This window comes from Brevibacterium antiquum, from assembly GCF_016107655.1.
GTDB lineage: Bacteria > Actinomycetota > Actinomycetes > Actinomycetales > Brevibacteriaceae > Brevibacterium > Brevibacterium antiquum.
The window spans coordinates 130,310-149,018 of record NZ_JABASX010000006.1; the positions used below are offsets into that span (position 1 = coordinate 130,310).

The 18,709-nt window shown below is 60.8% G+C and carries 15 protein-coding genes; 9 read left to right on the forward strand and 6 right to left on the reverse strand.

Annotated features, from left to right (window positions below; genetic code table 11):
- Positions 1-375: 375 nt before the first annotated feature.
- Positions 376-966, forward strand: a complete 591-nt coding sequence (locus tag JFC13_RS20030; RefSeq protein ID WP_408610767.1) for a sce7726 family protein — start codon at positions 376-378, stop codon at positions 964-966.
- On the opposite strand, the gene JFC13_RS11605 is transcribed toward JFC13_RS20030, so the two are convergent.
- Positions 899-1,936 carry a beta family protein gene (locus JFC13_RS11605; protein ID WP_198397233.1) on the reverse strand — a complete coding sequence of 346 codons (1,038 nt, stop codon included), beginning with the start codon at positions 1,934-1,936 and terminating at the stop codon, positions 899-901. The genes JFC13_RS20030 and JFC13_RS11605 overlap by 68 nt on opposite strands.
- Positions 1,937-2,662: 726 nt before the next feature.
- A complete protein-coding gene (locus JFC13_RS11610; RefSeq protein ID WP_332839394.1) occupies positions 2,663-3,217 on the reverse strand; it encodes a class I SAM-dependent methyltransferase in 555 nt (184 codons plus the stop codon).
- Positions 3,218-3,503: 286 nt separating this feature from the next.
- Between JFC13_RS11610 and JFC13_RS11615 the strand changes: the two genes are divergently transcribed.
- Positions 3,504-3,914: a hypothetical protein gene (locus JFC13_RS11615; protein WP_198397234.1), complete on the forward strand. Its 411-nt coding sequence runs from the start codon at positions 3,504-3,506 to the stop codon at positions 3,912-3,914.
- Positions 3,915-3,945: 31 nt separating this feature from the next.
- Complete coding sequence (locus JFC13_RS11620) at positions 3,946-4,158, forward strand: hypothetical protein (protein WP_198397235.1); 213 nt, start codon at positions 3,946-3,948, stop codon at positions 4,156-4,158.
- 1,211 nt (positions 4,159-5,369) lie between these two features.
- Here JFC13_RS11620 and JFC13_RS11625 read toward each other — a convergent pair.
- Positions 5,370-6,164, reverse strand: a complete 795-nt coding sequence (locus JFC13_RS11625) for an enoyl-CoA hydratase (RefSeq protein ID WP_198397236.1) — start codon at positions 6,162-6,164, stop codon at positions 5,370-5,372.
- Positions 6,165-6,189: 25 nt separating this feature from the next.
- Positions 6,190-7,395 carry a CaiB/BaiF CoA transferase family protein gene (locus JFC13_RS11630; protein ID WP_198397237.1) on the reverse strand — a complete coding sequence of 402 codons (1,206 nt, stop codon included), beginning with the start codon at positions 7,393-7,395 and terminating at the stop codon, positions 6,190-6,192.
- Between the two features lie 130 nt (positions 7,396-7,525).
- Here JFC13_RS11630 and JFC13_RS19685 point away from each other — a divergent pair, with 130 nt between their 5' ends.
- The 5 genes from JFC13_RS19685 to JFC13_RS11655 all read left to right on the forward strand — a co-directional run bounded on the left by JFC13_RS19685 (position 7,526) and on the right by JFC13_RS11655 (position 12,508).
- Positions 7,526-8,254 carry a GntR family transcriptional regulator gene (locus JFC13_RS19685; RefSeq protein ID WP_198397238.1) on the forward strand — a complete coding sequence of 243 codons (729 nt, stop codon included), beginning with the start codon at positions 7,526-7,528 and terminating at the stop codon, positions 8,252-8,254.
- A gap of 83 nt (positions 8,255-8,337) precedes the next feature.
- Positions 8,338-9,309, forward strand: coding sequence for a tripartite tricarboxylate transporter substrate binding protein (locus JFC13_RS11640; RefSeq protein WP_198397239.1), 972 nt, complete (start codon positions 8,338-8,340; stop codon positions 9,307-9,309).
- Between the two features lie 2 nt (positions 9,310-9,311).
- Positions 9,312-10,370, forward strand: coding sequence for a 4-hydroxythreonine-4-phosphate dehydrogenase PdxA (locus tag JFC13_RS11645; protein ID WP_232488531.1), 1,059 nt, complete (start codon positions 9,312-9,314; stop codon positions 10,368-10,370).
- Positions 10,367-10,981: a tripartite tricarboxylate transporter TctB family protein gene (locus tag JFC13_RS11650; protein WP_198397241.1), complete on the forward strand. Its 615-nt coding sequence runs from the start codon at positions 10,367-10,369 to the stop codon at positions 10,979-10,981. Before JFC13_RS11645 ends, JFC13_RS11650 begins: the two co-directional genes overlap by 4 nt.
- 9 nt (positions 10,982-10,990) lie before the next feature.
- A complete protein-coding gene (locus JFC13_RS11655) occupies positions 10,991-12,508 on the forward strand; it encodes a tripartite tricarboxylate transporter permease (RefSeq protein ID WP_198397242.1) in 1,518 nt (505 codons plus the stop codon).
- A 151-nt stretch (positions 12,509-12,659) separates the two neighbouring features.
- Here the strand turns inward: JFC13_RS11655 and JFC13_RS11660 are convergent, their stop codons facing one another.
- Positions 12,660-15,566 carry an FAD-binding and (Fe-S)-binding domain-containing protein gene (locus JFC13_RS11660; protein ID WP_198397243.1) on the reverse strand — a complete coding sequence of 969 codons (2,907 nt, stop codon included), beginning with the start codon at positions 15,564-15,566 and terminating at the stop codon, positions 12,660-12,662.
- 73 nt (positions 15,567-15,639) lie between these two features.
- Positions 15,640-16,803 (reverse strand): pyridoxal-phosphate-dependent aminotransferase family protein, encoded by a 1,164-nt coding sequence (locus JFC13_RS11665; protein WP_198397244.1) that lies wholly within the window; start codon positions 16,801-16,803, stop codon positions 15,640-15,642.
- Positions 16,804-17,277: 474 nt separating this feature from the next.
- Between JFC13_RS11665 and JFC13_RS11670 the strand changes: the two genes are divergently transcribed.
- Positions 17,278-18,681, forward strand: coding sequence for an SLC13 family permease (locus JFC13_RS11670; RefSeq protein ID WP_198397245.1), 1,404 nt, complete (start codon positions 17,278-17,280; stop codon positions 18,679-18,681).
- The last annotated feature ends 28 nt before the right edge of the window (positions 18,682-18,709 follow it).

The window sequence follows — 18,709 nt, forward strand, 5'->3', positions numbered from 1 at the left end:
TGGGTGAACTGGCGACTCAACACCTGGCGAGATAATGGCGCTGTCGTCGAGTCCCCCACCCAGACACGTATCCGCCGGGCAGTCGCAGCCAAGAAGCAGCGGCAGGCCCAACAGCGGGCACGAGACGAAGAACGACAGCGAAACCGATCCGAGATGGCTACACCAGAGGGTCAAGCCGCTAAGCAGGCATGCCTCGCTCAATTCCGTGCCCACAGCGAGCCAAATCGCAGGCGATATAAGGCGTTTTAGCTTATGAATTAGGTCAGTTGCCCTATTTGTGATGCTCGAGCTGAAGACTCGGATGCGATACTCTAACGCAAGTTAGTTCTGTGGAGATTCTAAATTCTGTGAGAGGCGCTCGTGCTAAACGATCTCGTGATCCGTACCGCTTTGGATGCAAGGCTCAACCGTCGCTTCGAGCACGACGCGGACACAATTATCCGGCACGAGCTTGGCGTAGAAAGTGGCGGTAGTCGAGTCGATGTGGCCGTTCTCAATGGACATCTGACAGGCTGGGAAATCAAGAGTGACGTGGACACACTGGTTCGGCTACCGAATCAAGCTACGAGTTTTAGCCGGGTCATGGACTACATGACAATCGTGACCACGGGTAAATATTTGGACCGCGCTGCGATTCTTCTACCTGCTTGGTGGGGCCTCATGGAAGCCGTGCCGAGTCCCCACGGTGTGCGGCTCGTCAGCCGCAGATCTCCACATATTAATCGCTCGACTGATTCATTCTGTCTGGCCCAATTGCTCTGGCGCGAAGAGGCTATGGAAGAACTGCGAACGAGAGGTAACGCTCGGGGACTGAGCTCGTCGTCTCGCTACTTCGTCTGGGAGCGTCTTGCTCAGAGTATCCCCAAGAAGCAGCTCAGGTCTGTGGTCCTTAATCGCCTCAAGCAGCGCCGCCAGTGGTCAGGCGGTCAACTACCAGCTCAAAGTGATGATTCATCCCGTAAGTGATCCAGTCGGTCCCAGTTCCCGCCCCTTTAGGCCCAGGCTGAAGTCTTGACTTCGTATCAATAACATTGTCAGCCCATGAGAATGTAGCGCCCTTGAATGAACTGTGTCCTACGATGCCCGCACACGCGGAGAAGAACGAACTATTTGGGTACTTCGTGAGTCGGGCCTCTCGCCAAACGATCCACTCCTTATCCGCGGTATAACGCAGATTTGGCAAAGGCCTACCAAACCCTGCTGTCGGGAGAGACGGATGCCTGATTCCATAGTCGCCATAATGCAGATCGGGCACTGGGCTCGTCTTCTTTGCATGGTTCCAAAGATGTGCGTCATTTCTGGGAATTGGGAAAGGCACACCCTTGGGAACCGAGGTGATTTGCGATGGGAATGCACCAGAGGCCAACGTGACCGAAGCCCATGGGCCATTGGCGTCCGCCCATCGCAAGTACGCATCGGCCATTTTCACCTGTGAAGCCAGTTCGGCTCCATGGATGCTTTCGAAATCGATCAGCAAGTGCACCGTCGTTGTCGCGATTCCAAATAGGCTGCACCAACCAGCTAACGTGGTGTCCTCTTCTTCCGGGTGGGGCTCACCATCTGTGCCGCCGATTCGCAGAACGATGCCGTCAAGGGCCACGGCTAGTCCGTCGCGAACCAGAGCTTCGTCATCCTCGAGATGCACTACAGGCCGAAAAGCAAGAACGGTGCTTGAGAGTGCGCTTTTCAGCCACGAATATGCCTTCTTCTCGTCATCTGTCACCGAGGAGGAACCTAGCTGGACCGCATCTATCGCTATCAGGTCCCCGGGCACAATGGCGTCAGCGAGATAGCTGTTGAACTTCTTTAGATCCGCTTCCGGGCCGTTCTCGGCGACGACTTCGAATAGCGGCACCATATTCTCGCGGCGTGCGCCACTTACTTTGCCCCATGCGTCGAACTCGCCCTTCTTACCTTTCAGAATAGGCTGATACATGATTCCTCCTCGTCAGGCGCCAGCCCGACCGGCGCACACTTTGACTCAATATGTGACTCAGCCTACAACGCACGCCAGAATTACTTGTTTTGTCGTGGTCGATTTCAAATGGCTTCGGGTCCATGCGGAGGCTCGGGCTGAAGTAGAAACAATCCGCGGATAGTTCGCACACTTGTGAGTCACAACGGTAAATGGCATGGTTTTCGCAGTGTTTAGTGGCCAAGGACGAAGGTGCCTGCAGCTGCTTCGTCGGTAATAGTTCGGCTAATAATTTGGATCTGTGGCGACCGCTCGACGTTGCCTAAGAAGAGGAGGGAACGCGGGTCAATTTCTCCCGGGCGACTGCGAAGTGAATTTTCCATTGGCGCTCTCGGCCGCGTCCCCCGTTGGGCGCAACGCCATCTTCCCGGCGTGCAAGAGGGCGGTGTCATATAGGCTCGACCAATGCCAGAAGAGCTAGATCCGCGATGAGTCCATCAGCGAGTTAGGCAAGTGTTGCTCCTTGGAATTGGTGGCGCTGATCTTGCCTTGTGAACTCGAAGGCCCATTGCGCAGCCACGCGGTCGGTAGTTGCGAGCTGAGCGTCCTTCGTTTAACAGTCGGCTCATGCAAGGGGGTAAATGTGCAGTCCGCCTTCCGCCTGCCGGTGCAGATGCCGTTGGCGTACCGACTTCATTGCGCGCGTAGGGCAACGATCGCGCCGTGTGGGCGCACGCCTCTCTCGGTTCAGGTGCGTGTCTCCAGGGTGTCGAACCCTGCGTCCTCGATGAGTTCACGCAGCTGTCCCATCGGCCAGCGATACGCCTGCGTTACGACGTGCTCGAACGGCTCAAGGTCGGGCCACTCGAAGAATCCGACCAGAAGCCCACCGCCGGGGCGGATCACGCGCGCGAATTCGGCGAGTACAGCTGGCAGATCCTTGGGCTGGTGATGGATGGTGGTGTACCAGGTGAGCACTCCGCTCAGAGAGCCTGTCTGCGCGTCGATAGCGTCGAAGCTCCCAACTTCGAACGTGAGGTCTGGGTAGGTCGCCTTAGCGTGCTCGACAAACTCCGGAACAAGGTCGATCCCGTGTGCGTCGAGTCCGTGCTGCGCTAGGAAGTTTGTCCACTGTCCAGGACCGCTACCTGCATCGAGAACCGGACCGGCCAAACTCTCGGCCCAGGTGCTTACAAGGGCTCGATCTGAGGGATGAGTCTGCGAGATCGTGCCGGCGATTTCGACGTATTTGTCGGACAATTTCGAGTATGAACTCTCGACTGTTTTCGGGATGTTCGTCACGCAAGCGATTATGTCTCAATTGCAGAGTTGGCGGTCGTCGCCGCGCCGATTAGCAGCTTGCCCACCCGCATAGTGACACTCGCATTTGCGGAACTCGCCATTCTCTGACCTATTTTTCCGTTCGCCCACAATCTCATCTGTTCGTGTGATGTGCTCGACTGATTCAAGCCATAGTCTCGTTACACCCACTGCAATCTTCGGAAAGAACCAAATGAAAAAGTTGACCATTGGCCTGGGCCTAGTGACCCCTACGACTTCGCGAAACCGCGCATACAGATTCATAGCAATGCTGGCAGCTTGCGCCATCCTCTTCACCGGTGTCGGGCTATCGGCCGACATCCAGCCTGTCGAGGCTAAACCTAAGTCATCCACTGTTATGTGGTCGGCCAAAATAAAGGGGAAAACGGCAATTCTTCGTTACGGAACGAAGAACTGGGGCTACACGCATATCAAGCGAGGTGGCACACACGGCCGCAAATTCAACCATGAGCTGACCAGAGCTGCTCAGAAGCAGTGGAAGCGCGCTCTGAACGGCCCCAAGTACACTAAGGGAACCAAGAGGATCTACCGCTCGCACTACGCTGTCGGTAAGAAGAAGGAAAAGCGCACCATGTGCGTCATTTACTCCACCAACAAAAAGATTGGCATGATTACTGCCTACTGGGGAAGGGGACATATCAGTGCCAGCAAATGCTGAACCTCTAGACAGGCCAGGCGAAGGCGACATAGTGGCAGCAGTAGCCAACGGCGTCAGCGCCAAAATGAAGGCACGTGTCCTTAAAAAAGGGTTGGTGATTGGCGTCCTGTCGATGTACGACAGCCAGGGGCAAGCTCACATCGATGATGCGAACGGCAGCCCCTATGTAGTCGATGCAAGAACCGTCCGTGTAGCCACTGACCTGGAGCGTCTGAACGCCGGATTCGACGAACCAGACTTCTAGAGACTAGAGACAATCCACGCATAAGCGGTCAACATGGTGACCGCTTATGCGTGGGCTTTGACCCGACCGTCTGGGTAGTTTATGAACCGGGCGGCTGTCGTAGCGTTCCCACCGGCGTCCGCCGGTACGGGAATACAGCCCACAAGAATGTTGCTGCGGTTCCTACAGTGGCGATCCAGTCGGATACTGCCCCCCCCCAAGTAGTTTCCATGACGGCACTCTACCCACTTCCTCAATGTTGTCGGCCGGCGAGACCTTCCATTCTCGGCTGAGCCATATTCGGGAACATGAACCGCAAAAACCGAGCCCACCCGCTCCTACGCCTGACATTGGCGCGTTCAAGCTCGCCGGTGTCGAGCCCTGCCCGACGCAGGTACTCAAAACACGAGTCATGAGCGAGGCGGCCAGGCACGTCCGGTGACGGACAGAACGCCCAAAGCTGAACGGCCCGCGGCCTAGTCTCGCTCAGTCGCCTGACGCCCTAAGGTGTGACTGTCTATTGGGTATACCCGTCTGGCACCCGAACCCGACTACGAAGAAGTGCTGTTAAGCGGGTTGCAGTTTCGATCATTGGACACATGTGCTTTCCAGTCCGAGAACCAAGCTGACACGTTATTCGGACAGTAGATTTGCTACGCACAAGTGACCGCAGCTGATCAGAAACGCGGCCGGCAGTGTGAGATACTCGGCGCCGGGATAAGTATCTCCCGGATAAGCTCAGAGGAGAATTTCGTGCAACAGCTCCAGTCAGCAAAGTGCACGTAGAGGCATGCCAAGCAATGGTTGATATGGGAATTTCCGAACCTAAGTCGGCCGGGCGTTATGGCGGCCCCGGCAAACACTTTGTAGTGCGTCGAGAGCGTGGGGTTTAGTCCCGTACAGGTTTGCTCCGTCGCGTCCCACCACAAGCCGGTGCCTCGCCGAGACGAAGAAGGCTTCTTCTCAAACGAGAAGAAGCCTTCGTTGCGACCGTTGCGGTCGCAGGGATCCGTGATCGGATCAGGCGAGGCCGAGTGCCCCGAGGATGGCGTTAAGGATATCTGGGAGATTGAGGTTGATCATGATTTTCCTTTCGTAAAGACACTTCACTTTTGTGAAGGCACCTTGATTTAATCAGTGATGTTTCCCCAGGTCAAAAGTCATGCCCTCCGATCGGATACCTACCGGATAGTAGTGCTCTCGATGCGGTCTCGGACCTGCCCGGAATCGACTCATCGCCCGCGCCATTCGTAGGGAGTCTTATCGATGAACGCGTGCACGGCACTGTGGAAGTCCTGCGAACCATAGATACGCTCGACGATGTCCTCATCGTCAACTGAACCGCTGGCATCCGAGAGCCTGCGCACAACTTCCTTGACCGACCACATCGTCAGCGGTGCGTGCCCCTTGAGCGTGACTGCCCACTCTGCGGTCGCCTCGGCGATGTCCTCGGTGACGAGTCCCACGAACCCAGCGCTCAAAGCCTCGTCGGCCTCGATGAAGCGAGCACGCAGCAGCATGTCGACCACGCGGGCACGGCCGAGCAGCTCGATGAGCAAGCTCAAGGTGTCCCCGGACAGACAGTTGCCGAGGGTCCGGGCTATCGGCACCCCGAAGCGTGCCCGCGAGGAGGCGATGCGCACGTCGGCACAGGCTGCGATGCCGAGCCCTCCGCCGACACAGTAGCCGTCGACCGCCGCGATGACCGGGACGTTCACGGCTCGCAGTCGAGCGAGCACCTCAGAGATGCGCTTTTCGTACGCGACACCTGCGGGGCCGTCGAACTCGACGAACTGAGCGATGTCCGTTCCGGCGACGAAGGCCTTCCCGCCCGCTCCGCGCAGGACCATGACGCGGATGGAGTCATCTCCATCGGCCGTTTCACACGCCTCGGCGAGGCCCATGTACATGTCCCAGGTCATCGCATTGCGCGCCTCGGGCCGGTTGAAGGTGACGGTGAGGACGCCGTCCTCGCGCTCGACGATCAGGTTGCCTGTCTTCGCCTCTGCGTTCGCTGCTTCGGTCATGGTCGCGCCTTTCCCTGTTCGCATCTCATTGTGACTTCAGTTCCATCAGCTCGGCTTCTGAGAACCCGAGTTCATCGAGAATCGAGTTGTCGGCACCGAGAGAGGGGCCGGCAGGTCCTCGCCTGGCCGGTGTCCGTGACAATCGCATCGGAGAGCCGATCTGCCGGACAGTGCCGGCCACCGGGTGCTCAGAGTCCCAGAAGAAGTCGCGGCTGGCCAGGTGCGCATCCGTGAATACCTGCGAATAGTCACTGATCGGTGCGCAGGGCACCCCCGCCTCATTGAGGACTTCGACGACCTCGTCGGTCGTCATCGTCTTCGTCTTCTCTTCGATGAGATCGATGAGCGCGTCTCTGTGAGTGAGCCTGTCATAGGACTCTTGGAAGCGTGCGTCGTCGAGCAGTTCCGCCAGGCCGAGGCCCTGACAGAACCTCACCCAGTTGCGAGGAGTGTTCGCACCGATGGTCACATACCCATCGGCTGAGTGGACCGCCTGATAGGGGGCTTGGTTCTGGTGTGCGGAACCGTTCGGTCGGCCCACCTTTCCATCGACGAAGTATCCCGCCGCCTCCCACACGGCGTAGGAGACTCCGCTCTCGAAGAGCGAGACGTCGATGTACTGGCCCTCCCCTGATCGGTTGCGTTCGTAGAGCGCCGAGGTGAGCGCAAGCGCCACATACATCGCCGAGGTGAGATCGCAGATAGGCACACCCACCTTGGCCGGTGGCGAGTCGGGTTGGCCGGTGATGCTCATCAGCCCGCTGCGGGCCTGGGCCATGATGTCGAGCCCGGCCAATTTCGCCAGCGGACCGTCCTGACCCCACCCCGATGCCGAGGCGTAGATGATCCCGGGGTTGCGCTCACGGACGTTCTCGTAGGCGACGCCGAGGCGCTGCATGACTCCGGGCCGCATGTTCTCCACCACAACGTCGACCGTCTCCGCCAGTCGCATGAAGGCTTCCTGCCCGACCTCGCTTTTGAGATCGAGGGTGATTGATTCCTTGTTCCGGTTGATGAGCATGTATGGGGTGCTCTCTCCGTTGATGAAGGGCCCCGTGCTCCGAGTCTGATCACCGCCGATCGGGTTTTCGATCTTGATCACCCGTGCACCGAGGTCGGCCAGCTGCATCGTGGCGAATGGTCCGGCCATGAAGACTCCGAGCTCAAGAACGGTCACCCCGGAGAGGGGCCCTTCGCTACCGCCAGTCGAGCCGGATTCGGTTTCATCCATGAGATCCTCCTCTGATATTCGTCGATCCTGTAGGAATCACGTGCCCAACCTTGGACAAACCATTGATTTGCTGATGTGATCCGCGTTACAGTCTTCACACTACTGTATACAAAAGAGGATCTATCCGGAAGTGGTTACTCTCATCGCATCTCAACCCAGTTTGGCGACATTGGCCAGGCAAGCACTCGAAGGGACGATCCTGGCAGGAAACTACATGCCGGGAGAACGACTCGTGGAGGAGCGCCTGTGCGAAGAACTGGGCATTTCACGCCCTCCGCTGCGTGAAGCACTCAAAGAACTCGCTCACACCGGTCTCGTCGAGCACGTGCCGCGCAAGGGCGTGAGGATCATGTCGATCTCCCAACACGATGTCTTTGAGATCGCCACCCTGCGTCGCGAACTCGAACGAATGGCCATGAGCCTGACGCTGCCCGAGCTCGCTCCGGACAGGGTCGAACGCTGCCGCGAGACGCTGCGCACGATGGAAGTGATCGCAGAATCCGGCACCGAAGGCGACATGGTCGCGGCCGGGTTCGAATTCCACTACGCAGTCGTCGGCCTGGCCGGTCACGCGAGGATCGAATCGACGTATCGGGCGATGGCGATGCAGCTGCAGATGTGCATGGCGCTGAACAACCAGGCCAGGCGCGAGATCGAGGATCTCGACGGCAACGTCGCCAGGCATGCGCGCATGCTCGACGTCATCCTTCGTCGTGACCCCGATGAGATCGAACGCGAATTCGACGACCACGGAAACCTGTCGTTCCTCGTCGACATCGTCGACCAGCTCGATGGAGCCACCCCGGAATCCGATCGTTGGCTCGAGGAGGTACGCGCTTCGCTGTCTGCGACCAATTGAGCTGTCGACGCTGACACCAGCCGACTACAACATCAGCAAAACAATATCGGGCACCACAGAAAATTCTGTCAAGGGAGATGGAAATGCATTCGAAGAAACTGCTCACCACCGCGGCCGTGACCGGCACTCTCGCATTGGGTCTCAGCGCCTGCGGCCAAGCCTCGGGAGATACCGCCGGCGGAGAATTCGAGCCGAAGGGCAATGTCACGATGATCGTGCCCTTCGCCGCAGGCGGCGGAAGCGATATCGCCGGCCGTGCCACTGCCTCGGGGCTGGAGGAGGCCACCGATAAGACCATCACGGTTCAGAACATCGATGGCGGCTCGGGAGCCGTCGGCTATTCGGAGTTCCTCGGGCGCAGCGGCGATCCGAACTATCTCCTCGCCACGGAGACGGCGATGCTCGCTCTGCCGGCAACCCAGGATGTGGAGTTCACCCACGAGAGCTTCACTCCGATCATGAAGCTCGGAGATGACTACACTCTCGTCGTCACCAAGGCGGACTCTCCTCTGAAGACCTGTTCCGATCTCACGGATAAGGCTAAGAAGGAGCGTACTGTCGTCGCCATTTCCGGGGCCACTGGTCTCGATAACATCACGTTCACCCTGATGGAGAAGGCCACCAAGGCGAAATTCGATCGAGTGCCCTTCGAGTCCGGGGCCGAGGCGATCACCGCGGCTCTCGGCGGCCAGGTCGAGGCGATCTCAGTCAATCCGGGCGAGGTCTCCGGCCAGTTGGAGTCAGGGGACCTCAAACCTCTGTGCGCCGCGGCCGATGAACGCTACGAATATCCGGAGCTCAAGGATATTCCGACGGCAAAGGAACAGGGCATCGACGTCGCCTTCGCACAGTTCCGTGGTGTCATCGCTCCCGAAGACATTCCCGAGGAGGCGAAGGAGTACTGGATCAAGAAGGCGAAGGAGTTTGAGAAGTCGGACGCATATAAGACCTACATCGAAGACAACATGATGCAGCCCAACGCCGCCTACGGCGATGACTTCGCCACCTACCTCGGCGAGAACGACAAAGAGCTTCGGGACGCGATCGGGGAATGATCATGATGCCAGACATCCCCCGAATCGTCCTCGTTCCCGGAGATCTCTCCGGCGTCGGGCCCGAGCTCATGGCTCGGCTCCTCGCTGATCCCGCCAATCGCGCTCGGGCGCGTTTGCTCGTCACAGCGACGGCTGAGGAACTGGACTCCTTCGCCGCAACTGCGGCGGTGACGATTGCCGATCGCGATGGCATCGAGTATCTCGGCACCGACTACCGGGGGCCTGCCATTCCCGTCGGTGAAGTCAGCATCGCCGCAGGCGAGCGCGCTCTGGCCGATCTGGCCACAGCGCTCGATCTGTGCGCCGGCGGTGAGGCCGATGCTGTGATGTTCCTCCCTCTGAACAAGGGTGCCATGGGGCAGGCGGGCATGACCGAGGAGGACGAGCTGCGTTGGTTCGCCAAGCGGCTCGACTTCGACGGCTTCACCTCGGAGCTGAACTTCATCGAATCGCTCGTCACGGCACGTGTCACTTCGCATGTTCCGGTTTCGGAGATCGCCGGAGGAATCAGTGCCGGCAAGGTGCTTGAGACCATCGAGCTGCTCAATCGTGTTGTGGCGCAGACGCGCACCTCGACGCCTCGCCTGGCCGTCTGCGCGCTCAACCCGCATGCAGGTGAGGGCGGGAAGTTCGGCAGAGAGGAGATCGACGACATCGCCCCGGCCATCGAGTTGGCCCGCTCGCGTGGAATCGATGTCGAGGGGCCTTTCCCCTGTGACACTCTCTTCGCCCGCGCGGTCGGCGGGGACTACGACGGTGTGGTGACGATGTATCACGATCAGGGTCAGATCGCGATGAAGCTGCTCGGCTTCGATCAGGGTGTCACTGTCCACGGTGGAATTCCGGTTCCCATCGCTACCCCTGCACACGGAACCGCCCACAACATCGTCGGCACAGGCAAGGCCGACCTCGGGCCGAGCACCCATGCCTTCGACCTGGCGGTGCGAATGGCTGAGAGCCGTCGGGCCACGGCAGATACCGGCAATGCAGTCGCGGGAGCGGGCGCAACTGCGGGAGCTGCGGCTGGAGCGGCCACGGGAGTGCAGGTGAGTCCACGATGAGCACGGCAACCGACACAGAGAAGATTCCGCCTCGGAACAAGCCGGATCTCGCCGATATCGTCGGGACTTCGATCCTCGGAGTCATCGGAGGAACGGCCGCCATCATGGGATTCGGCTACGGTCTCACCGTGGAAGGCGGGCAGGTCGGGCCGGGAATGCTCCCCTTCCTCACCGGGGCATTCATCTTCCTCGCCTCTGCGGCTGAGATCTTCCGGCTCTTCTTCGCCCGCGTGGGCACCTCCGGAGGTCGCATCATGTCTGCGGTCGAAGACATCGAAGCCAGGGCGGCGGAGTCGATCGACTCCATTGCTGAGTCTCGTTCCGATGACGGCACCGACAGTGACCTTGACACCTTCGGGCGGACTGAGAAGCAGCGCAACCGCACACCCTTCTATATCTTCATCACGTTCGGAGTCGCGCTCGCGCTCATACCCGTCATCGGTCTCATCATCTCTTTGGCCGCCGCGATCCTCTTCCTGCTCCTCGTCGTGGAGAAGCAGAAATGGTGGACATCTGCGGCCACTACGATCGGCGCAGCCGTTTTCGTCTACATCGTCTTCGGGCTCGTCCTGTCGGTTCCCATGCCGACAGGGATGCTCGGACTGATCTGAGGACTCTCCATGATCGACAATCTCATGCTCGGGCTGGAAACCGCGGTCAGCCCAGAAAACCTTCTATGGTGCTTCGTCGGCGTCCTCCTGGGAACCGTCATCGGGCTGCTCCCCGGCCTCGGCTCCACCACGGGTGTGGCCATTCTTCTGCCCGTGACCCTGGCCTTCGAACCGGTCACAGCCCTCATCATGTTGGCTGGAATCTACTACGGATCCCAGTACGGGTCTTCGATCAGTTCGATCCTCATCTCCACCCCCGGAGACGCATCGAGCGTCGTGCTCACCCTCGACGGCTATCAGATGGCGCGCAAAGGCCGAGCAGGAGCCGCCTTGGCGATCTCTGCCCTGGCGTCCTTCTTCGCTGCGATCATCTCGCTCATCGGCCTCATGGCCTTGGCCCAACCGATCGCACATTTCGCGCTCAACTTCGGGCCTGCGGAGAATCTCGCGATCATATTGTTGGGTATGGCCACGATCGTGTCCTTTGCCGGCGAGAACATTCTGCGCGGCATCACAATGGCCGCGGCAGGCCTCCTCGTGTCGATGGTCGGTGTGGCATCCGGGTTCTCCACAGCACGGTTCACCTTCGGCAGCGTGAACCTGCTCTCCGGGCTCGATTTCGTTGCCGTGATGATCGGAATCTTCGCCGTCGGTGAGGTTCTCCACCAGATCCGCCGAGGCGGTGAGAAACCCATCCGTGCACGTTTCAAGGATCTGCTGGTGACGAAGGAGGAGCTGACCCGCTCCGCCCCTGCGGCCACGCGCGGCACCGTCTTGGGCTTTGCCGTCGGTGTCCTTCCCGGCGCCGGAGCCACTCTGGCCACATTCCTCGCCTACGGAGTGGAGAAGCAGGTGAGCAAGTTCAAGCATCTCATCGGGAAGGGTGCCCCGGAGGCCGTGGCGTCGCCGGAGGCTGCGAACAACGCTGCCGCCAATGCGAGCTTCATCCCCACACTTGCACTCGGGATCCCCGGCAGCGGAACGACTGCGGTGCTGCTGGGGGCCTTCGTCATCTTCGGACTCCAGCCGGGCCCTCTGCTCTTTCAACAGGAACCTGACCTGGTCTGGGGTCTGCTGGTGAGCTTCTTCTTCGGCAACCTCATCCTGCTGGTGCTCAACCTGCCGCTGGCTCCGGTCTTCGCTCAGATTCTCAGGATTCCGTACGTCTTCCTCTACCCCATCGTGCTCATGATGAGCTTCGTCGGTGCCTTCGCGCTGGGAAACAACACATTCACACTGTGGATCGTGTTCTTCTCCGGGCTGCTCGGCTACTTCATGAAGCGTTTCGACTTCCCGGCGGCACCATTCGTTCTCGGCCTGGTGCTGGGCCCGCTGTTGGAGAAGTACCTGGTCCAGACCTCGGCGATGGGCGATGGGAACCTCTTCATCATGTTCCAGCGTCCGTTTTCGCTCATTCTCACGGTCGCGGCTCTCATCGCTCTCGCCTACCCATTGGTGAGTGCGGTGATCCGTAACCTCAGAACACGGAAGGCTGATGCTGCGGCGAAGGAGGACACACTTCGCTGACCCCACGGAGCTGAGGACACGAACAAGCAACGCGTGTGCGCTGCGGTGCGACGCATCAATCTGATGCGTCGCACCTGTGCGTTCCGGAGCGTGTCGGCCGCGGCCTGGTCAGGCACAGCCCCGATACCCAGCACCATCAGCGCTCAGGCCATCAGGCCCCGACACCCTCCGGCAGCCGCTTCGCCCTCGCGGAGTGGTCGGAGCCCGCAGCCTCCCCTGTCAGCAGTTGGGACAAGGTCATGCCCTGCACTTCGGCGAGATCATTCGCCTGGGTTCTGCACGAGTAGCCATCGGCCAGGAAGATCGAGTTCTCCGGAGCGTCACGCAGTCCTGGCAGCAGCGCGTTCTCGGCCACGGCGACCGAGACCTCGTAGTGACCGGCCTCCATTCCGAAGTTGCCCGCCAGCCCACAGCACCCTGCCAGTTCGCGGATGGTGGCTCCGGTGCGTTCGAGGATCTTTCGATCCGCGGCGAAGCCCATGACCGAATGCTGATGGCAATGCGGCTGGACGACGATGGTCCGGCCGGACAGATCGGGCACATCGATGTCCGACTCCACCAGCACCTCAGCGATGGTGGAGGTGCGCGCCGCGATCAGGCTGGCCCGAGTGTCATCGGGGAACAGGTCCTTCAGGTCGCTGCGCAGTACAGCGGTGCAGCTCGGCTCGATGCCGACGATGGAGATCCCCTTCTGCGCATACGGGACCAGCACCTCCATGGTGTGGGTCAGCCGGGCCCGTGCCGCATCAAGCTGACCGGTGGAGATCAGAGTCAGGCCGCAGCATGCCTGTGACTCCGGCAGCAGAACTTCGAAACCGGCGGCCTCCAGCACTGCGACGGTCGCTTTGGCCCCGGCATCCGAGAGGTACTCGGAGAATGAGTCCGCCCAGAGAAGGACCTGCGGCCGGTGTCCGCGTTGCACCGTTGAGCTGCGCACATAGTGTTCTCCCACCAACTCGTCACGGGCCTGGGCCTCCGTGACGTTCCTCTTCGCCCAGCGGGAGAAGCGCTGAGCGTTGAAGCTGACCATGCCGCGCCGGGTGTCCATCCCGCCACCTGCCAGCACGAGTTTGGCCAACGGCCTCAACGACAGTGCTGCGTTCGCGATTGCACTGACTCCCGGAACCGCGGTCAGGGCCTTGCCCCACATGGGCAGCCATCCCAGCGAGTAGTGGGAGAGCGGTCGGACCTTTCCCTTGTACGTGCGGTGGAGGACTTCGGACTTGTATTGAGCCATGTCGACACCCGCAGGGCAGTCGCTGCCACACGCCTTGCAGCTCAGACACAGGTCCAGCGATTCGTGCACGGCTGCGGAGTTCCAGTCGTTGATGAGGCCGCCGTTGGTGACCTCCTGAAGTACGCGGGCGCGTCCCCGAGTGCTGTCCTTCTCATCGCGCGTGGCCAGATAGGACGGGCACATGAAACCACCGGAACCAGTGGTATCCGCACGGCACTTGCCGACCCCCACACAGCGGTGCACCGCATCGGTGAAGCTTCCCTTGTCATGGGAGAAGGAGAACCCGCCTGCCGCCTGGATCGAGATCGCCTGCGGCCGGCGCAGATCCTGGTCGAGTGGCAGCGGATCGACGATGATGCCGGGGTTGAGCAGCATCTTCGGGTCGAAGAGGCGTTTGACCTGTTCCAATGCGGTGATGGCTTCGGTTGAGTGCTGCAGTGCCAGCAGTTCGGAGCGGGCGCGACCGTCACCGTGTTCACCGGAGGCAGATCCTCCGAACTTGGTGACGAGTCGGCCGGCCTCCATGAGGAAGCTGCGGAAGATCTCGGTGCCCTCCGGCTGGTCGAAGGGGAAATTCGTGCGCATGTGGACGCACCCGTCGCCGAAGTGGCCATAGGGCAGTCCGACGACCCCGTAGCTGTTCATGAGCTCGTCCTGCTCACGCAGGTAGTCGCCGAGGACGTCCGGGGGAACCGCGGCATCTTCCCATCCTGTCCAGGCCGGGTCGCCCTTCTCGGTGCGTCCAGCCAGTCCCCCGGCGTCGGCCCGGATGCCCCACAAAGTCGAGGCCTCTGGGCCGGCGGGAATGATCCGGTAGGAATCTGTGCCGGAATCGTCGGCGATGACCTGCGCGTTCGCAACAGCCTCCGCAGCGGTGGCTCCGGCGACCTCGATGAGCAGCCACCCGGAACCAGCGGGGAGTTCGGGGACCGCGTCCTTGCCCTTGTGGGCGCGGACCATGTCCATGAGGCGAGAGTCGATGCCTTCGACGGCAAGTGGTCCGTGGGGCAGCACACGTGGAACCGCGTCGGCGGCGACGAACATGTCCGGGTAGCCCAGGGCCAGGACGGTCGGTGAGTTCGGCACGTCCCCGAGGGATACCACAGCTTCCATCGTCGTCGTCAGAGTGCCCTCGCTGCCGACGAGGAACCGTGCGAGATTGGGTCCGTTCTCCGGCAGCAGGTGTTCCAGCGCATAGGCCGACGCCTGTCGACTGAAGCGGCCGAATTCGGTGCGGATGACGCCGAGGTGGCTCGCCGCAAGATCGGACAGCCCGGGTACCGGGGTGAGTCCATCTCCAGCGGTGAAGCGTCGTCCCAGCCCATCGATGACGTCGAGTTCGACGACGTTGTCAACGGTGCGTCCCGCGGAGATCGCGTGTGGTCCGCAGGAGTTGTTGCCGATCATGCCTGCGATCGTGGCACGGTTCTTCGTCGACGGATCGGGTCCGAAGCGCAGACCGTGCGGGACACCGGCCTTCTGCAGATCGCTCATGAGAACACCGGGCTCAACACGTGCGGTCTTGGCGACGGGGTCGATGTCGAGGACCCGATTGAGGTGTCGGGAGAAGTCGATGACGACGCCGGTCCCGATGGCATTGCCTGCCTGAGACGTGCCTCCGCCGCGGGAGGTGATCGGCACTTCATGGGACCGTGCCACATCGAGGATGGCAGCGACATCGGCCGTCGTCGTCGGGAAGACGACGGCCTGCGGAGGTACGCGGTAGTTCGAGGCGTCGACCGCGTATTCGGCTCGCCTGCGTGCCGAGGTGTCGACCGTGCCTGCAATGCTGTGGGTCAGGTCTGCGATGAAGTCGCCCATTGTCTTCTCACCAATCGATCGTGCGGAGGCTGACTCATTGAGTGAAGCGTTGCCGTGCAGGTGGGGCCGCCCCTCACGTGTCCCGGAGGATGTCGAGCGCGGCTTCCACGCCCGAGGGATTGACCTTGACCCCTGCCAGCTGCAGGCCCATCTGCACGCCGGAGAGGGTTCCGGCCAGTGTCAGGTCGCTGAGGTCGCCGAGGTGGCCGATGCGGAAGATCTTTCCCTTGAGTTTCGACAGTCCCGCACCCAGAGACATGTTGAACCTCTCGAGGATGATTCCCCGCAGTTCGTTGGCGTCGAAGCCCTCGGGCATGAGCACGGCGGTGAGGACCGGTGAGTGTTCGTTCTCGTTCGTGCACAGCACTTCGAGCCCCCACGTTTCAACCGCTGCCCGGGTTGCCTCGCCGAAGCGGATGTGGCGGGCAAAGACGTTGTCCATTCCCTCGTCGTTGAGGATTCGCAGGGATTCCTTGAGTCCGTAGAGGAGGTTCGTGTTCGGTGTGTAGGGGGTCTGCCCATTCTTCCCGGAGGCGAGCATCTCAGTCCAGTTCCAGAAGGACTTGGGCAGAGTGGATTTCTCATGGGCCGCCAGTGCCTTGTCGCTGACAGCGTTGAAGGACATACCTGGTGGCAGCATCAATCCCTTCTGGGAACCGGACACCGTGACGTCGACGCCCCATTCGTCGTGACGATAGTCCACGGATCCCAGCGAGGAGATCGTGTCGACCATGAGCAGTGCGGGATGATCTGCAGCATCGATGGAGCGGCGGATCTCGGGAATGCGGCTCGTCACGCCGGTCGATGTTTCGTTGTGGACGACGCAGACTGCCTTGAACCGGTGGGCAGTGTCCTCGGCCAGGGCTGCGCTGATCTTCTCCGGGTCAGCTCCTGTGCGCCAGTCACCTTGGATCATTGTGGGCTTGAGGCCCCACTTCTCGGCCATGGCCTTCCACAGACTGGAGAAGTGGCCGGTCTCGTAGCAGAGGATTTCATCGCCTGGGCTCAACGTGTTGACCAAGGCGGCTTCCCAGGCTCCGGTGCCGGTAGCGGGGTAGATGATGACCTGGTTGGAGGTGCCGAAGATATCGGCGACTCCGGTGAGGACCTGAGAGAAGAGCTCCTGGAAGTCCGGTCCCCGATGATCGATCGTGGGCATGGACATGGCTCGCAGCACGGAGTCGGGGACGTTGCTGGGCCCTGGGATCTGCAGAAAGTGCCGTCCGCTGTGTGTCATGATCTTCCATCCCTTTCGCGTGCCGATCGGCACGGAGTGTGAGTCGAGTTCGGCCGAGCGGCCAGGAGATGCCGAGGAGCAGAGTACGGATGGGTGAGAGCCGGACGCAGAGGGGCGAGGCTCGTCACGACCGAGCTGGCGAAACGGTGTCTGATGACTTCTGCTGTCGGGTTCATCGTCGGAGAATCCTCTCTGATTCCACGATGCGATACAAAGGTTTCATTTTACGCTACCACAAGGAGCGAGATCAGAAAATGGGCAGTACGCAGAGTGGACCGCGATTCCCTCACCAGCACGAATGCAAGAATCATGCGCATCGACGGCTGCCTTTTCCCATTAGTCAGGAAACCCTTGACTCGTCAGGCCGATAGGGGCAAACTTTCACAAAAGGTCCATCAAGATTCCGCATCATGGAAAGTACGGGGCGGCAAAGAGGCTGTTCCGGCGACTCTACACATCGCATTGGAGCGAATTGTGTCTCTTGAACTCGCGTCCATCCTCGTCCTCGTGGCCTTGTTCGTCATCGCCACCTTCGTCTCGGTCCATATGGGTGCGCTGGCGCTCATGGCGACCTTCCTCTTCGGCACCTTCGTCCTCGGGGAGGATGCCGACACGCTCTTGTCCGGCTTCCCGGCCGACCTCTTCCTCATACTCGTCGGCGTGACGTATTTGTTCGCTCTGGCGAAGGACAATGGAACGGTCGACTGGCTGGTTCATGTCCTCGTCAAGGCGGTGGGAGGCAGAATCGCCCTGATCCCGTGGGTGTTCTTCGTCGTCACCGCGCTCCTCTCGGGCTTCGGCTCCGTCGTTCCCGCCGCCATCGCGATCATCGCTCCGATCGGCATGGGCTTCGCCCGTCGCTACGACATCCGGCCGCTGCTGATGGGTCTCATGATCATCAACGGGGCCACTGCCGGCGGCTTCTCACCGCTGAGCATCTTCGGTACTATCACCAACCAGGTCGTCGAACGCAACGACCTGCCTGGCAGCCCCATACTCCTGTTCCTCGCCTCCTTCGTCTTCAACTTCCTGCTCGGCCTCATCTGCTTCTTCCTCTTCGGCGGACGCGACCTGCTGGGCAAGCGGGATATGGGCCACGGCCTGGAAGACACCCACGGCACCGACGCCAATGCCGACGATGGGGCACGTGACAGCGGTGGCACCGGGTCCGGCGCTCAGCCGAAAGTCCCCCGCAATGATCCGCAGCGTCGCGCTGCACGCAGGTCGGTGCAGACGACCATGGTCAAGGACGAAGACATCGATGAACCGGTGACCACGCTGGATCGCAATCGCATCGTCACCCTCATTGGCCTCATCGTCCTGGCTGTCATGGTGGTTCCGCCGCTGAACCAGGACGTCGGCTTCACAGCGATCTGCATCGCCGTCATCATCTCGTTCTTCTCACCGAAGGTGAGCAAGGGCGCGGTCAGCAAGATCGCCTGGCCCACGGTGCTCCTCATCTGCGGCATCGTCACCTACGTCGAACTCATGGAGCGCTTGGGCACCATCGACTGGTTGGGCAACCTCGTTGCCGGCATGGGAGCTCCGCTCTTCGCGGCGCTGCTCATCTGCTTCATCGGTGCCGTCGTCTCGGCCTTCGCCTCAACAACCGGCATCCTCGGAGCTCTCATCCCACTGGCCGTGCCGTTCCTGCTCACCGGCACCATCGGAGAGATCGGGATGATCATCGCCCTGGCGATCTCGTCCTCGGTGGTCGACTCGAGCCCCTTCTCCACATCGGGCGCACTGGTCGTCGCGAACTCGCCGGAGGAGCAGCGTGATCAGGTCTTCAAGCAGCTCATGAGGTGGGGTTTCTCGATGGTCCTCATCGCACCGATCGTCACCTGGCTCATCTTCGTCGTCCCCGGTTGGGGCTGATCTGCAAGCAGGAAATGAACGCCGGACC

Bases quoted from the DNA above. Each gene is read 5' to 3' on its own strand.
- JFC13_RS11605 (WP_198397233.1), bottom strand. From the start codon at position 1,936: ATGTATCAGCCTATTCTGAAAGGTAAGAAGGGCGAGTTCGACGCATGG.
- JFC13_RS11615 (WP_198397234.1), top strand. From the start codon at position 3,504: ATGCTGGCAGCTTGCGCCATCCTCTTCACCGGTGTCGGGCTATCGGCC.
- JFC13_RS11625 (WP_198397236.1), bottom strand. From the start codon at position 6,164: ATGACCGAAGCAGCGAACGCAGAGGCGAAGACAGGCAACCTGATCGTC.
- JFC13_RS11630 (WP_198397237.1), bottom strand. From the start codon at position 7,395: ATGGATGAAACCGAATCCGGCTCGACTGGCGGTAGCGAAGGGCCCCTC.
- JFC13_RS11640 (WP_198397239.1), top strand. From the start codon at position 8,338: ATGCATTCGAAGAAACTGCTCACCACCGCGGCCGTGACCGGCACTCTC.
- JFC13_RS11645 (WP_232488531.1), top strand. From the start codon at position 9,312: ATGATGCCAGACATCCCCCGAATCGTCCTCGTTCCCGGAGATCTCTCC.
- JFC13_RS11650 (WP_198397241.1), top strand. From the start codon at position 10,367: ATGAGCACGGCAACCGACACAGAGAAGATTCCGCCTCGGAACAAGCCG.
- JFC13_RS11655 (WP_198397242.1), top strand. From the start codon at position 10,991: ATGATCGACAATCTCATGCTCGGGCTGGAAACCGCGGTCAGCCCAGAA.
- JFC13_RS11660 (WP_198397243.1), bottom strand. From the start codon at position 15,566: ATGGGCGACTTCATCGCAGACCTGACCCACAGCATTGCAGGCACGGTC.
- JFC13_RS11665 (WP_198397244.1), bottom strand. From the start codon at position 16,803: ATGACACACAGCGGACGGCACTTTCTGCAGATCCCAGGGCCCAGCAAC.